9 protein-coding genes and 1 pseudogene are annotated in these 14,647 nt (G+C 71.9%); 3 read left to right on the top strand and 7 right to left on the bottom strand.

The window, feature by feature from the left end; translation table 11 throughout:
- The 3 genes and pseudogenes from HV824_RS31170 to HV824_RS31160 all read right to left on the bottom strand — a co-directional run.
- Nucleotides 1-195: pseudogene (locus HV824_RS31170) on the bottom strand (hypothetical protein); the annotation flags it as partial.
- 144 nt (nucleotides 196-339) lie between these two features.
- Entirely contained in the window at nucleotides 340-849 is a 510-nt protein-coding gene (locus tag HV824_RS31165; protein WP_368738127.1) for a hypothetical protein, read from the bottom strand.
- 181 nt (nucleotides 850-1,030) lie between these two features.
- Nucleotides 1,031-3,037 carry a YgiQ family radical SAM protein gene (locus HV824_RS31160; RefSeq protein WP_176424876.1) on the bottom strand — a complete coding sequence of 669 codons (2,007 nt, stop codon included), beginning with the start codon at nucleotides 3,035-3,037 and terminating at the stop codon, nucleotides 1,031-1,033.
- Between the two features lie 279 nt (nucleotides 3,038-3,316).
- Here HV824_RS31160 and HV824_RS31155 point away from each other — a divergent pair, with 279 nt between their 5' ends.
- On the top strand, nucleotides 3,317-6,985 hold the full coding sequence (locus tag HV824_RS31155; protein WP_176424874.1) for an AAA family ATPase: 3,669 nt from the start codon (nucleotides 3,317-3,319) through the stop codon (nucleotides 6,983-6,985).
- A 14-nt stretch (nucleotides 6,986-6,999) separates the two neighbouring features.
- Here HV824_RS31155 and HV824_RS31150 read toward each other — a convergent pair whose 3' ends face one another.
- The 4 genes from HV824_RS31150 to HV824_RS31135 all read right to left on the bottom strand — a co-directional run bounded on the left by HV824_RS31150 (nucleotide 7,000) and on the right by HV824_RS31135 (nucleotide 11,883).
- Nucleotides 7,000-7,536 (bottom strand): hypothetical protein, encoded by a 537-nt coding sequence (locus HV824_RS31150; protein WP_176420510.1) that lies wholly within the window; start codon nucleotides 7,534-7,536, stop codon nucleotides 7,000-7,002.
- A gap of 31 nt (nucleotides 7,537-7,567) precedes the next feature.
- On the bottom strand, nucleotides 7,568-10,495 hold the full coding sequence (locus HV824_RS31145) for a CHAT domain-containing protein (protein ID WP_176420511.1): 2,928 nt from the start codon (nucleotides 10,493-10,495) through the stop codon (nucleotides 7,568-7,570).
- Nucleotides 10,492-11,085 carry an RNA polymerase sigma factor gene (locus HV824_RS31140; protein WP_176420512.1) on the bottom strand — a complete coding sequence of 198 codons (594 nt, stop codon included), beginning with the start codon at nucleotides 11,083-11,085 and terminating at the stop codon, nucleotides 10,492-10,494. Before HV824_RS31140 ends, HV824_RS31145 begins: the two co-directional genes overlap by 4 nt.
- 102 nt (nucleotides 11,086-11,187) lie before the next feature.
- On the bottom strand, nucleotides 11,188-11,883 hold the full coding sequence (locus HV824_RS31135; protein WP_176420513.1) for a response regulator: 696 nt from the start codon (nucleotides 11,881-11,883) through the stop codon (nucleotides 11,188-11,190).
- A gap of 424 nt (nucleotides 11,884-12,307) precedes the next feature.
- Here HV824_RS31135 and HV824_RS31130 point away from each other — a divergent pair, with 424 nt between their 5' ends.
- Both HV824_RS31130 and HV824_RS31125 read left to right on the top strand, forming a co-directional pair.
- Nucleotides 12,308-13,747: an ABC transporter substrate-binding protein/permease gene (locus HV824_RS31130; protein WP_176420514.1), complete on the top strand. Its 1,440-nt coding sequence runs from the start codon at nucleotides 12,308-12,310 to the stop codon at nucleotides 13,745-13,747.
- Nucleotides 13,744-14,508: an amino acid ABC transporter ATP-binding protein gene (locus tag HV824_RS31125; RefSeq protein ID WP_176420515.1), complete on the top strand. Its 765-nt coding sequence runs from the start codon at nucleotides 13,744-13,746 to the stop codon at nucleotides 14,506-14,508. Before HV824_RS31130 ends, HV824_RS31125 begins: the two co-directional genes overlap by 4 nt.
- Nucleotides 14,509-14,647 lie beyond the last annotated feature (139 nt).

Here is a 14,647-nt window from a genome sequence, read left to right as displayed (position 1 = left end):
GGCGGGGGCTGCCGACGCGACTTCGTCCTCGGCCTGCTCGCGGAGCTGGTTGAACGTCTTCATGTTGATGGTGCCGCCAAACTTCTCCTTGAAGGACTCCAGCGCTTCCTTGCTGCTGATGTCCGGCTGCTGGCGGAAGAGGTCGAGCAGAAACGCGTGGCGCTCCTGGGTCTGCTCCTGGGTCGTCCTGGCCATCGTCTTCGTGCTCCTGGATGTGTCGCGATGTTGCGAAAGGCGGCGCACCCTATCCGGAAGCCGTGTAGCGCCGCAAAGGGGGGCCGTGGCCTCTCTTCGTGGGCAGGACTCGCGTGCCGAGCCACACGCGCTGGACGTGTGTCCTCAGTGCCGGGGGGGCGGCGGCGCGCTGTGGTCGCAGTGCAGCAGCGACGGCGGGTCGAAGCAGCTGAAGCGCTGGTTGTCGAGCCGGCACACGCCGTCCGGCGTGTTGGCGCACTGGACCTCGGTGCGCGTGGCCTTGCAGTCATAGCCGCAGGCCAGGTCCTCGGAGGCGTTGAGGCAGCGGGGCGCGGGCGTCTGGGCGCCGTACTGGTGGATGACGGCGTCCGGTGGATCCCAACAGGTCAGCGTGTTGAAGTTCGTGGAGCACACGCCATACGGCGTCCGGTGGCAGGCCACCTCGCCGTTGAACTGGCGGCAGTTGTAGCCGCAGGCCACCTGGCCCCGGCTCTCCTTGCACTCCGGCTTCGCGCTCGCGGTGGGCGGGTGCTGGATGGCGACCAGGGGCGGGTCCCAACAATGGACGCCCCCCACCAGGATTTCACAGATGCCATAGGGCGTCCGGGCGCAGGCCGCCTGCGTCGCGGTGCGCTTGCACTGGTATCCGCACACGGAGCGTCCCTGAGAGAACACGCATTGCGGAGGCGGGGGGCGGACCACGGGCTGTTCCGGGGCCGTCACGGGAGCCGTGGCGAGCCACAACGCGGAGAGGAGGCTGAGCATGGTGGGAGCCCGACGAAAAGGGCGGCGGTTTATTCAAACCGCGCGTTCGGGCTCCCGTGTCCCAGAGCGCTCAGCGGGCGCGAGGCCCACCGGGACGGCGCCGCGCGGTGCCATGCGGGCCGGGGCGGGGCGCGGACTCGCGGCGCGGCGCGGAGGCCCCTGCGTCGGCGTCGCGCTCGGCGCGCTGCCGGCGCGCGGCCTCCCCGGGCGACTCCGGCGGGACGAGCGCGTGGGGCCCGCGGCCGATGAGGTCCTCGCGGCCGGCCAGCGTCAGCGCCTCGCGGGCCAGCGGCCACTGCTCCGGGTTCCAGTAGAGCAGCAGCGCCTTCTGGAGCCGCTTCTCGCGCAGGCCCTGGGCCGTGTAGACGGGCTCCATCTTCAGCGGGTCCAGGCCCGTGAAGTACATGGCGGTGGCCATGGCCATGGGGGTGGGGATGAAGTCCTGCACCTGCCGGGGCCGCTTCCCGTTCTGCTTCAGCCACAGCGCCAGCTCCACCATGTCCTCCAGCGTGGAGCCGGGGTGTCCGCTGATGAAGTAAGGGATGTCGTACTGCTCCTTGCCGGCCTCTTCGCTGGCGCAGGCGAACATCTGCTGGAAGCGCTCGAAGCTCTCGATGCCGGGCTTCTTCATCTTCTCCAGCACGCGCGGGGAGACGTGCTCCGGCGCCACGGAGAGCTGCCCACCCACGTGGTGCGCGGCCAATTCCTTCACGTACTCCGGCGAGCGCTCCGCCAGGTCGTACCGCACGCCGCTGGCGATGAAGACGTGCTTGACGCCGTCCTCCTTGCGCACGTCCTGCATCAGGCTGATGAGCGGCCCGTGGTCCGTCTGGAGGTTCTCACACACGCCCGGGTGGACGCAGGACAGCTTGCGGCACCGCTTCTCGATGTCCTCGCTCTTGCACTTGAGCTTGTACATGTTGGCGGTGGGGCCCCCCAGGTCGGTGATGGTGCCCCGGAAGTCGCCCATGCGGCGCAGGGCGCGGACCTCGCGCAGCACGCTCTCCGCGGAGCGGCTCTGGATGACGCGGCCCTCGTGCTCGGTGATGGAGCAGAAGGTGCAGCCGCCGAAGCACCCGCGCATGAGGACGATGGAGTGCTTCACCGTCTCGTAGGCGGGGATGCGCTCCTGGTACATCGGGTGCGGCACGCGGTTGAAGGGCAAGTCGTACAGCTCGTCCATGGCCACGGACTTGCCTTCGGCGCCCGTGGTGCCCACGCCGTCCTCCAGCGGGAGCGCGGGCGGGTTCATGTAGATGGCGCGGTTGCCGTGGCGCTGCGCCAGCGCACGCGCGTTGCCGGGGTTGGTCTCCATCTGGAAGTCGCGGCTCATCACCGCGAAGGCGCGCTTGTCCTCGATGACCTGCTCATAGGACGGCAGCACCACCGTCTTGCGGTCCACGGCGCGCCTGGCCGGGTCCGCCTCCAGGGCGCGCATCTCCTCGTCGTTGATGGTGTACGCGGTGCCGCGCACGTCGCGGATGTCCTGGATGCGCTCACCCTGGCGCATGCGGTCCGCGACCTCCATGATGGGGCGCTCGCCCATGCCGAAGACGAGCAGGTCCGCCTTGGCGTCGAAGAGGATGGAGCGGCGCACCTTCTCGCTCCAGTAGTCGAAGTGGGCGATGCGGCGGAGGCTGGCCTCGATGCCACCCAGGATGATGGGGACGTCGGGGTAGGCCTCACGGCAGCGCTGCGCGTAGACGATGGTGGCCCGGTCCGGCCGGCAGTTCGTCTGCCCGCCGGGGCTGTACTGGTCCTCCGAGCGGTTCTTCTTCTGGGCCGTCAGCCGGTTGAGCATCGAGTCCAGGTTGCCCGCGGCCACGCCGAAGAACATGCGCGGGGGCCCCAGCGCCTTGAAGGGCTCGGCTGAGTGCCAGTCTGGCTGGGGGATGAGCCCCACCTTGAAGCCGCGCCCCTCCAGGAAGCGCGCGATGAGCACCGGCCCGAAGGCCGGGTGGTCCACGTACGCGTCCCCCGTCACGATGATGATGTCGCACTGCTCCCAGCCGCGCGCCTGCATGTCGGCGCGGGTGGTGGGCAGGAAGGGATGGGCGTAGCGCGTCGAATAGGCCATGTCGGTGGGGGGGCGGGGGGCTTCCACCCAGAACATCGGGAGGATGCGGAAGCAAGCCCGGCTGGAGAGGGTGTACACCCAGGCGGCCTGCCTTCCTACCCACCGCGCATGCACCCTGGGTGTGGCGCATTGACGGCGATCCAAGCCTCCCCTACCTTGGCCGGCCTCTTACATGTGGCGACCTGTTCGGGTGGGCAGGTCATGAAGTGTAGGCTTCGCGAGTGTTCGTCATGGCAGCCGCAGCGTCTTCTCCAGCCCTGCCGGAGGTAACGGCCCCGCATGGCACCGGCCCTGAGCCACCGGTGCCATGCGGGGCCGGAGGCGGGGCGTGCGGGCGAGGCGGCGGAGTCCGGGGAGGGGGACCCGCAGGCGCCTGCGTCCACGCGTGAGCTGCATGTCGAATACGACGATGCGCCGCCGCCCGAAGCCGCTCCGCCCCGGCGGGCGGGTTCAGTGCCTCGCTGGCGCAACACGTTCCAGGGGCCCGTGCCGCCTCGTGAGGAGGACGTGGCGCTGCGGCGCTCCGAGAACGCCGTGCCCGTGGAGCCACCCCAGGCCCCCGCGCCCACCGAGGAGAAGGCGGACGTGGCCCGGGCGCCGAACCCGTTGCTGCTCGTGTCGCGGATGGCGCGAGGACGGGAAGGCGGGGAGGACGTTCCATCCCGCGATGTCTCCGCGCCAGAGGACGTCAGCCCCACCGAGCGCGAGGCGATGCGCGCCGCGGTGGCCAGCGGGAAGCGCCGCGAGCTCTGGGCTCCGCCCGCGTATCTCCCGGAGGACCTGCGGGAGGCGCTGCTGTCCGAGCGCAGCCAGTACCGCGCGCAGCTGCTGCAGGACGTGCGCGAGGTCAGCCTCCAGGGGCCAGGGGTGCTGTCGCTCATCCCGCGTCCGGCGGCGGACCCGGACTGGTCGGGAGGCTCGGTGCTCGGCTTCCTGGGGGAGGAGTGTGTCTTCGGTGGAGACGTCGTGCACCTGGACTTCGAGTCGGGGCGGGTGTTCGCCGCGCCCAGCCACGGGGATGACGTGGACCGCCGCGCGCTGTCCGCGGACCGCTGGTGCTACCGGCCCTACGACTTCGCCGAGGCCCTGTGCGCGGCGGCCTCCGCATACGAAGAGCGGCAGGATGCCCTCACCGAGTCCCTGAGCCGCGCCTGCGGGGAGGCGCCTCCCGTCGCCCTGACGCCTCGGGACGAGGCCCTGATTCCGGCCGACCGGCTGTGGCGCCAGCCCTGGGGCTGCATCTGGGGTCCTCCCGGGACGGGCAAGACGACGGCCGTGGCGGACCTCATCGCGCGGGCGCTGCGCGCCTTCCCTGGCGAGCGCATCCTCGCGGTGGCGCCCACCAACCGCGCCGCGGACGAGCTGGTCCTCCGCGTCAGCGCGCTGCTGGAGCGCGAGCCCATTCCGCTGCGGCCCCTGGCGCGCAGCATCTTCCGGGGGGGCACCGGCGCGAGCGAGGCGCTGGTGAAGCTGCCCACCGTCATGCTGGAGGACACCAAGGGCGGCAAGCTGCGCGCCAGCATCGAGGAGCGGGAGCGGGAGCTCATCCTCCAGCGGGTGCGCGGCGGCCCCGCCCATGAGCTGGCCAGGCTCCAGGCGGAGCTGCGCGGGCTGCGCGGCAAGGTGAAGGACCCCACGCTCAAGGAAGTGGAGAAGGGGGACTGCCCGCTGGTGGTGCTCACCGTGCACCGCGCGCTGCGGCTGGTGTCGGAGCTGGAGGGGAAGCAGCACTTCGCGCGGCTGGTGGTGGACGAGGCCGGCATGGTGACGCGCGCGGCCACCGCGTTGATGGGGCCGTTGGCGGAGCGGGTGACGCTGGCGGGTGACCCGAAGCAGATTGGCCCGGTGAGCCGCGCCGCGGAGGGCGCGGGCAAGGGCACGCAGAAGTGGCTTCGCGGCAGCGGGCTGTCGCACCTGGAAGACGCGGTGAAGGACGCGGCGCGCGCGGACGTGTTGCTGCTGCGCACCCAGCACCGCATGCACCCGGACATCGCGAAGGTGGTGAGCCACTTCTGCTACGGCGGCGCGCTGGAGGATGGCGACGTCGTCAAGCAGCGCGCGGAGCGGCCCGCGCCGGTGGCCTCGTTCCCTTCGGTGCGCGCGGGCTGGGTGGTGCTGGACGGGCTCACGCGAGATTCAAAGCGCCTCACGCACGGACGCGGGGAGACGGGCTCCGGCTACCAGCGCGAGCTGTCCGCCAACCTCGCCGTGTCCCTGGCGCGCGAGGCGGTGCGCTCGGGCCTCAGCGTCTTGTGTGTCACGCCCTACCGCGCGCAGGCCGCGCTGCTGCGCCGGCTGGGCAACGCCGCGGGCCTGCGCGGGGACGTCTTCAGCGCGTCCACCATCCACCGCCAGCAGGGCACCCAGTACGACGTGGTGCTGGTGGACACCGTCGCCGGGGGCAGGCCCTTTCCGCCCCACACGCTGGTGCCCATGCTCAACGTGGCCGCCAGCCGCGCGAAGGACTACCTGCTGGTGCTGGCCTCCCGCGACGAGGCCCGCGCCGCCACCATTCCCCAGCGCTTCCTGTCGCTGCTGCCGCGCCTGCGCGTGCACCCCGGTGAGCCGCTGCGCCTGGAGCCGCTGCCAGTGCCGCAGCGCGCTCCGCCGCCACCACCCCCGCCGGTGCCGGTGGACCTGGGCGCGGAAATCTCGGGCGCGCGGCCCGGCCGGCCCCTCTTCACGCATGAACAGGTGTCCCTCTTCGAGCGCCGCTTCGATGACGGGCACCACCTGGTGCGCGGCGTGGCCGGCAGCGGCAAGACGTACGTGCTGGCGCACTGGGTGGCGCGCTACCTGCTGGAGCACTCCGAGGCGCAGGTGCTGGTGTCCTTCTTCAACCGGGCGCTGGCCCCGCTGGTGGACACGTTGTTGGTGGAGGCGCTGGCTCAGCGCGCGGGCCGCCTGCGGGTGCGCGAGCTGCGCGCGCGGGTGACGGTGCGGCATGTGGGCGCGCTGCGCCGTCATGCCCCTGCCTCCTTCGACGGCGTCTTCGTGGATGAGGCGCAGGACATGGACGCCAAGGCGCTGGCCATGCTCCACGCGCTGGTGCGACCGGACACGCTGCCGGACGGGCGCGAGGTGCGCTGCTTCCAGCTCTTCATGGATGACTCGCAGAACGTCTATGGCCAGGTGCCCATCGACGCGCTCAAGGAGCAGCTCCCCGAAGGGCTGTCGTTCCGTGGCCGCACCCGCGTCCTCAAGGAGACATTCCGCGCCACCCGCGACATCCTCGACGTGGCCTTCAACGTGGTGCTGGACCCGCTGCGCCAGCACAACGCCGCCGAGCCAGGCATGCGCGAATACATGAAGGTGGGTGAGCTGGCGCGCGAGGGGCTCGTCTGGCTTCCGGAGGAGACGCTGGAGGGCCTCTTCCGCGTGCAGTCCACCGAGCGTGGCGGCGTGCTACCCCAGGTGCGCGGCTTCGCCTCCAGCGCAAGCGAGGCGCGGCAGGTGGCTCGTGAGATTGCCCGCCTCATCCGCGAGGAGGGCGTCCACCCCAGCGACATCCTCGTGGTGGCCCCCGTCATGCCGTCCCAGTACACGCAGGCGCTCAAGCGCGCGGGCGTGCCCGCGGAGGCCTATGGCGGCAAGGGCGGGCGCAACGTGACGGACTTCCGCGTCAGCGGGGTGGACCACGTGCGCGCCACCACTGTGTTCTCCTGCAAGGGGCACGAATGCCCCATTGTCTTCTTCGCGGGCCTGGACGCGCTGGACACCGCGGAGCAGTGGATGGCCGGTGCCCGCGAGCGCTCGGCCCGGGAGAACGAACGCATCCGCCGCGCCATGTTCTACGTGGGGGCGACGCGCGCGATGAAGCGGCAGTACCTCACCGGGGTGAAGGGCGCGCGCTTCCTCCGCGTGGCCGCCACCTACGTGGAGACGCTGGGGGGGCTCGCGCCGGTCGCGCCGCCTCCCGAGGGCGCCTCGGGGGCGGACGCGCGGTAGGCCCTCGCGGACCGTTATTGCGCCGCTGCCTTGCCCGCGGGCACCTGCACCCGGACGCCGGTGCGGCGCGCCGTCTGCAAGACGCTCACAGCCATCTGCTTCACGTAGCGCTCCGTGAGGGCGATGCGCCGCGACTCCTCCTTGATGGGGTTCGGGTCCCCGGACGTCTCATGCTTGGGGTCGATGGCCAGGTCCACGCAGCCGTCCTTCGCAACCTTGGTGATTCGGCAATTGACGGACATGGCGACGGTGACGCTGCTGGTGGGCGCGGGGGCGGTCTGCGTGGCGGTGACGGCGGCCTCGCTTTCGAGCGCCTGGGGGGCCTCCGCCGCGTAGGCGCGCTTGCCATCCCGTCGCTCCACCACGGTGTCCGTGCGTGGGTCCACCAGGTAGGTGGAGCGCCGTTGGGGAACTCGGACGTCTTGCAGGGTGATGCGGACATAGGTGCCCGCGGGGATGTCCTTCGCGGGGTTCCAGTCCGGCGTGTTGCCGGTGTGCTGGCAGGCGGAGGCCAGCAGCAGACACGAGAGGGGGAGGAGGTATTTCTTCATGGGATGAACTCGCTCGATGGAGGGGAGGGGGTTACTCGAAGAGGAGCACCTGCTGGACCCAGGCGCTGGCGTGGCGCCGCGACCAGGCCTGACGTTCGTCGCGCAGGGCCACGGCCGCGGGGACGCCTTCGCGAATCCGCGCCAGGACGGGCTCGAAGAAGGCGTGCGCCTCGTCGTCGGGAATCTCCTGCGTGGCGGCGAGGACGGCCCGCGCTCCGGATTCGATGAAGGCCAGCGGCAGTCCGAAGTTCTCATGCAGGTACGCGCTGGTGTGGCCCGCGTAGCAGGCCGCGAGCAGCACCACCGGCCGGCCCCGCAGCCGCTGTCCCTTCAAGTCTCCGGTGGTGAGCGCGAAGCGTCCGCCCGCGGCCTCCGGTGACAGCACGAGGACCGAGGCATCCGCCACCGACGGGTCGATGATGCCGTGCGCGTGGACCTGCACCTCGGTGGCGTCCCGCATGGCGGCGAGGACGCGCGGCGGCGTGGCCTCCGCGCCGCGGAGCAGCGTGAGCCCTTCGTCCGGGTCGCTGGCGGGGTTCCACGCGCGGAGCGCGGGCAGGTGCAGCGACGCGGGCGACAGCACGTCCGTCACGATGAGCCGCTGGGCCTTCGCTGGGGGCTGCGGCGTGCCGCGCGGGCCGCCCACCCGGTAGGACCAGGCGATGTCGGACGGCAGCAGCCCCGCGCGGCCCTGCACCGGCGGACGCGCGAGGACGTCCACGCTGGGGCAGGCGCGCAGGGCCTTCACCACCGCGTCGGGCACCAGTCCATCGACGCCCACCAGCGGCGCCGTGCGGTCCGTGTCGTGATGGCCCAGGAGGCGTCCCTCCGCGTCCCGTGCCACGACGAAGGTCCGCTCGTCGTCCACCGTGACGCCCAGCACGCAGCGCTCCGGCGCGGGCATGGCGTGCTCCTCGGCGAAGAGCGCCAGCCCCTGCGCCAGCTCGCCCGTCCGGCCCGCGGCGAAAATGAGGGACGTGTAGCTGTAGACGCGGGCCTTGCGCGCGCTCACGTTCACCGCCGGCAGCTGGGAGGCGTCGGCCAGCGCCTGCCGCAGCAGCGCCTGTCCCCGGCGCGCGTCCTGCTCCAGGTAGAAGCGTCCCTCGATGTGGCGCAGCAGCGCGAGGTCCCCCTTGTCCTGCGTGCCCGAGTCGCGCAGCGCCCCCAGCCCCTGCTCCAGCAGCCGCGCGTCCTCCGGCTTGCGGAAGGGCGTGCGGGCCAGGTCGGCCAGCAGGGCCAGCCGCGCCATGGAGGGCTTCTGGCTGCACTGGATGGCCCGGTCCAGCAGCTCCCGGGCCCCCGCGACGTCCAGCGCCCGGTGGTGCGCGAGCGCCAGGCTGGTGAGCGCCACCTCGGAGCCCGCGCAGCCTTCGGGCGTCTGGAGCAGCAGCTCCTCCACGTACGCCCGGGCCAGCACCAGGTCGCCCTGCGTCCGGGCCACCTGTCCCAGGTCCTGGAGCAGGTTCCGCTGAGAACCCCACTCCCGGCTGTCGCGCGCGGCGCGCAGGGCGCCCACGAAGCTGGCGCGTGCGTCCACGGGGCGGTGCAGCCGCGCCATCACCAGTCCCAGCTCCCGCTGCATCAACATGCAGCGGTACGGCTGCTTCCCGGAGGCCGCGCACGTCTTCACCGCGGCCTGGAGCCGCTCCCGCGCGCGCCGCGGGGCCTCCGAGAGGGCCTCCGCCCGAGCCTGTCGCTCCTCGGCCAGCAGCGCGAACCACGGGTCCTTCGTCTCCAACGCGAGCGCCCGGTACTCGTCCGGGAACTGGCGCGGGTCCGCGTAGGCGAGCGCGCCCAGCAGCAAGTCCTCCTGCCGGGCCTCGCGCAGCCGCGACAGGAAGGACTCCAGCGCGGCGCCCTTCACCTCGCCCCGGGTGAGGCGCGCGTACTCGCTGGCCAGGGGCGCGCGCGCGGAGAAGTCCCGCCGCGCGGTGCGGCGCAGGGCGTCTTCCAGGTGCGTTCCGTCCTCCTTGCGGTCCAGCACCACCGCCAGGGGACGCAGGGACTCCACGCGCTCGGGCGAGGCCGCGGCGCGCAGGGCGTTGTAGAGGCACACGCGCGCCATGCCCGGAAGGGCCTCCGCCTGCGCGGTGGAGAGCGGCGCACCGCCTTCCACCATGCGCTGGCAGTCCTGGCGCATGCCCTTCCAGTCCTGTCGCTCCTGCTCCGCCGCGCTTCGTAGCGCCTGGGCGCGCTGGGCCGCCTCGTCGCGCCAGCCGCGCTCGTCGAGCTTCGCCACCTGTTCGAAGGACTCCGCGGCGCGCAGTGACAGGCCGAGCCGCTGGAGCGCCAGCGCCTGGTTCCAGAGCGCTTGGGCATGGCGAGGCTTGCGCTTCAGCGCGCGCTCCAGCAGGACGAGCGCCTTCTCCGGCTCATCCTGCTGGAGCGCCATGGCCGCGCGGTCCGTGTCGAGGTCGGCGGACGCGGGCAGCTTGTCGAGGAACGCGGAGGCCTGGGCCAGGTCCCCGCGGAGCAGGAAGGCCGAGGCGATGCCCCGGTGGTCCGCCGCTTCCTCCAGCCGTGCCAGCTCGCGTAGCGCCAGGGCCTGGGGCCGGGCGCCCGTGCCGCTGCGCATCACCTGGTAGGGCCGGTGTCCGTCCGCGCCGGGATGGGTGAGGCGGACTTCCAGGGGCCGGGTGGCAGCCTCCGCCAGCCAGAGCTCGGGGGCGGCGCCCGTGGGCTGCGTCCGGGGCACCAGCACCAGCGCGGCCAGGCCCGCCGCGAGCGCGAGCGGCACCACCATCAGCCAGGACTTGTTCCGCCAGGGCGACGGCGCGCCGAGCCGCTCCGGCCCCGGGCTGTTCAGCGCGTCGTCGGCGAGCAGCTCCAGGGCGAGCAGCTCCTTCATCCGCGACTCGCACGCCGCGCAGCGGGCCAGGTGGTGGCGGAAGTTCTCCGCGTCCGCGGGGAGCATCTCCCCGTCGACGAAGCGCTCCAGGTTGTCACAGACGCTGCTCATGATTCAGCCAGGCCTTCGTGCGAGGCGTCGTTGCCACCCAACAGCTCGCGCAGCGCCTGCCGCGCCTCCGTGAGCCACCGTCCCACCGTCCCCTCCGTCGAGCGGAGCTGCTGGGCAATGGCCCGGTACCGCAACCCCGCGACGTGCAGCCGGTAGGCGTCCCGCAGGTGCGGCGGGCGCAGCTGGTCAATGGCCCGCTGGAACTCGTCGCGAGACACCCGCTCCCACCGCTCCTGGGGCGCCGCTTCGCCTTCGGCGTCCAGGTCCTGCACCAGGCGCAGCATGGGCGCGCCCATGACCTCGGTGCGCCGCCGCCGGCAGTGGTCCAGGAAGCGGTTGCTCATCGTGGTGCTCAACCAGACGCTCACCGCCCCCGCGTTCTCCTCCATCAGCTTGTCGAAGTGACGGTAGGCGCGCTCCAGCGTCTCCTGCACCAGGTCCTCCGGGTCGATGGCTCCCCCCGAGCACAGGCGCCGGGCGATTCGCACCAATGCCGGCCGCCGTGCTCGCGCGAACGCGTCGAATTGACGGCGGTGCCCATCGCCCGGTCTGGCGAGGCCCTCTGTTGTGCTGCTCTCGTGTCGTTCCACCGGTGGGCTGCCCCCTGCGCACGGTGAGAACGGACCGAGGGAATTCCCTTCGGTGAAATCGGATGGCGCGGTGCGTTGTCGGACAAGGATGGTGCGCGGAGGTCAGGCGTCGCTCGCGCCGGGGCGGAGGGCGTTGACGGTCTCCAGGGTGGGCACCGGCACCTCCAGCCGCAGCCGCTGGGGTCCGCCGACGTCCGCCATGAAGGACAGGCGCCCGCCGTAGCGCTCGAGCAACCCGCCCACCACCTTGAGGCTGTCATTGGCCAGCAGCCCCGCGAAGCGCTCGATGAGCGAAACGGCCTGGTCCGACGGGAAGGACGGGTCGGCCACCTGCACCTTGAGCACCATGGACGCGGCCGACATGCCCACCTCCGCGTTCACGCCGTTCGGCGCTCCCTGGAAGGGCGCGTAGAGGCACGCCATCGTCTCGCGGTGTCGCAGCAGGCCCTTGAGATACGTCACCAGCTCCGCGTCGTCCCAGGGCTTGCTGATGAAGCGGCAGATTTCGCCCTCGTTCACGGAGGCCACCACGGACTTGAAGTCCGCGTAGCCGGAGATGATGAGGCGCAGGGCCAGCGGATGGGTGCGTTTGAGGCGCTGGAGCAGCTCGCTGCCCGTCATTCCTGGCATCCGGAAATCCGTCAGGACGATGTCCGGGCTGAACCCTTCCAGCCGCTCCAGCGCCTCGTTGCCATTGAAGGCAATCTGGACCTCGAATCCCTCTCGCTTCAACAGTCGCTGCAGCGCGCGTGCGATGGGCTGCTCATCGTCGACCACCAGAACCTTGAACGCATCCATGACAACGTCGCTCCTCGGGCGCGCACTCTAGACCGGGCACCTCCGGAAAATCCCGGCCTCTGGAAAATGAATGCCGGGTCATGTGCGCACCTGCGACAGGGTGGGTGTGATTGCTTCATCCCATTGCACCTGGGGTTCATTTCATCGCCAGCAATGCACGCGCGCACGCGCGGATTGTCGTGCGGCGAAAGGGGGCGCGGGTGGGCCGCGCGCGTCTCCGGCCAGGTGGCGCGCGCCAGGTGGCTACCTGGCCTCTGGAGGGGGCTCGTGTTCAGCGACCTGCGCGTGTGGGACGGCGCGTCGGGCGTGACTGGCGGTGGGGCGGCTCCTGACGTATGGCGGGGGGCCCTCACGCAGGCCAGAAAGAAGGAGCCCGTCACTGTCCCCGGCAAGAAGGCCTTCATTCCTCCTCCCCTCCGCGCTGATGTTGCTGGCGCTGCTGAGCGCATGCGGCGCGGAGCGGGACTCGGGGCTGGCGCGGGTGCGCCGCACGGGGGAGTTGCGGTGGGGCGCGGATGCGCAGGGTGGAGAGCCCTACGCCATGGAGGACCCGGACGCCCCCGGGGGCATGCGGGGCTTCGAGGTGGAGCTGGCGGAGGCCCTGGCGCGGGAGTTGGGCGTTCGGGCCCGGTTCGTCCAGAACGACTGGTCCAGCCTGGTCCCCTCGCTGGAGCGCGGCTCGTTCGACGTGGCGCTCAACGGCCTCGAAGTCACGCCGTCGCGCGCCGGGCGCATCCTCTTCACGCGGCCCTATTACCTCTTCAACCTGCGCTTGCTGGCGCGGCGGGACGACGCGGCCGTCACCGGGCTGGAGGCGCTGGAGGGCCAGCGGGTGGGGACGCTGGCCAACTCCCTGGCGTGGGAGTTGCTCCAGCGCGGCGGCGTGGAGGCGGTGCCCTACGAGGGCGTGGAGGAGCCCTACATCGACCTGGAGCAGGGGCGGGTGCGCGCGGTGTTGATGGACGACCTCATCGCGCAGCGCTATGGCCAGCCGCGCCCGGGGCTCCGGGTGGTGGGCGACGTGGGTGAGGGCTACTACGCCATCGCCATGCGGCCCGGGGAGGAGGACCTGCGGGAGGCGCTGGACGCGGCGCTGGGGAACATCGCGCGCTCGGGCGAGCTGCGCGCCATCTTCCAGCGCTGGGGCATCGACAACGCCGAGCAGCAGCGCATGGTCGACTGGACGGACGCGCAGACGCGCGAGGTGCTGGCGCCCACGCGGACGGCGCGCATGGGCTGGGGACAGCTGGTGCTGTTCCTCCAGGCCGCGGGCGTGACGCTGCTGGTGTCCGTGGGCGCCATGGCGCTGGCCATTCCCCTGGGCGTGGGGCTGGCGCTGACGCGGCTGTACGGGCCTGGCTGGGCGGCGCGGCTGGCCACCGGCTACGTGGAGCTGCTTCGCGGCACGCCGATGTTGCTTCAGCTCTACGTCCTCTACTACGGGCTGGCCGGAGTGCTCCGGCTGGACCCCCTCAGCGCGGCCATCCTCGGGCTGGGCCTGAACTACGCGGCCTACGAGGCGGAGGTCTACCGGGCGGGCGTGCTGGCCGTGCCGCGAGGACAGCTGGAGGCGGCGATGGCGCTGGGCATGCCCCTGCGGCTGGCGCTGCGGCGGGTCATCCTCCCCCAGGCCTTCCGCGTCGCGCTGCCAGGGGTGACGAACGACTTCATCGCGCTGCTCAAGGACAGCTCCCTGGTCTCCGTCATCTCCGTGGTGGAGCTCACGAAGCGGATGACGATTACCGCGGTGGATGTTCGGAGCTGGCTGATACCTGGCGCGTTGTGCGCATTGATGTACCTGGCGATGAGCCATCCCTTGTCCCGGCTGGCGAGGCACCTGGAAGCGAGGCTGGAGCGCGGATGATTGAAGTCGAGAAGCTGAGCAAGCGCTACGAGGGACGGCAGGTGCTGGCGGGCATCGACGCCGTCTTCTCCCCGGGCGAGGTGACGGCGCTGGTGGGCCCCTCCGGCGGAGGCAAGAGCACGCTGCTGCGGTGCCTCAACGGGCTGGAGTCCTTCGACGAGGGCGTGGTGCGCGTGGGCCCGGACACGCTGGCGCCGGGCGACGTCCGCGCGCAGGGCGAGAAGGTGCGCCGCATCCGCCGCCGCGTCGGCTTCGTCTTCCAGCAGTGGCACCTGTTCGCGCACCGCACGGCGCTGGGCAACGTGACGGAGGCCCCCATGCACGTGAAGGGCGTGGGCCGTCAGGAGGCCACCGAGCGGGGTCGGGCGCTGCTGGCGAAGGTCGGCCTGTCCCACCGCGAGGACGCATATCCCTCCGAGCTCTCCGGCGGCGAGCAGCAGCGGGTGGCCATCGCCCGGGCCCTGGCCATGGAGCCGGAGGTGCTGTTGATGGACGAGCCCACCAGCGCGTTGGACCCGGAGCGGGTGGGGGCGCTGATTGACTTGTTGGAGCAGCTGCGCGCCGACGGCCTCACCCTGGTGGCGGTGACGCACGAGATGCGCTTCGCGCACGAGCTGGCCTCGCGCGTGCTGGTGCTGCACGGCGGGCACATCATCGAAGAGGGGCCGCCCGCCCGGGTGCTCGCCAATCCACGCCATGAGCGCACGCGCGCCTTCCTGGGCCTGGGCCGCGTCCCCGCGCTGCGCACCCTGGGGGCCTGAACGCCTCACTGGCCTCGCGGCCCGCCCGCCGGGCATGCTGACGGACGGGCCGGGCAGAACCGGTGCGCCGGCGGTGTTCCTCGCCGCGTCCCGCGAAGGAGTGGCATGCGTCGAGAAGTCCAATGGATGGAGTGGGGGC

Source organism: Myxococcus sp. AM009, from assembly GCF_013372605.1.
Lineage (GTDB): Bacteria > Myxococcota > Myxococcia > Myxococcales > Myxococcaceae > Myxococcus > Myxococcus vastator.
Note: the sequence above shows the minus strand (reverse complement) of the source record. Positions and strands in the feature narration are given on the sequence as shown.

What these genes read in the sequence shown, in the direction of transcription:
- HV824_RS31145 (WP_176420511.1), bottom strand. Translation starts at nt 10,495, where the DNA reads ATGAGCAGCGTCTGTGACAACCTGGAGCGCTTCGTCGACGGGGAGATG.
- HV824_RS31150 (WP_176420510.1), bottom strand. Translation starts at nt 7,536, where the DNA reads ATGAAGAAATACCTCCTCCCCCTCTCGTGTCTGCTGCTGGCCTCCGCC.
- HV824_RS31155 (WP_176424874.1), top strand. Translation starts at nt 3,317, where the DNA reads ATGGCACCGGCCCTGAGCCACCGGTGCCATGCGGGGCCGGAGGCGGGG.
- HV824_RS31160 (WP_176424876.1), bottom strand. Translation starts at nt 3,037, where the DNA reads ATGGCCTATTCGACGCGCTACGCCCATCCCTTCCTGCCCACCACCCGC.
- HV824_RS31130 (WP_176420514.1), top strand. Translation starts at nt 12,308, where the DNA reads ATGTTGCTGGCGCTGCTGAGCGCATGCGGCGCGGAGCGGGACTCGGGG.
- HV824_RS31125 (WP_176420515.1), top strand. Translation starts at nt 13,744, where the DNA reads ATGATTGAAGTCGAGAAGCTGAGCAAGCGCTACGAGGGACGGCAGGTG.
- HV824_RS31135 (WP_176420513.1), bottom strand. Translation starts at nt 11,883, where the DNA reads ATGGATGCGTTCAAGGTTCTGGTGGTCGACGATGAGCAGCCCATCGCA.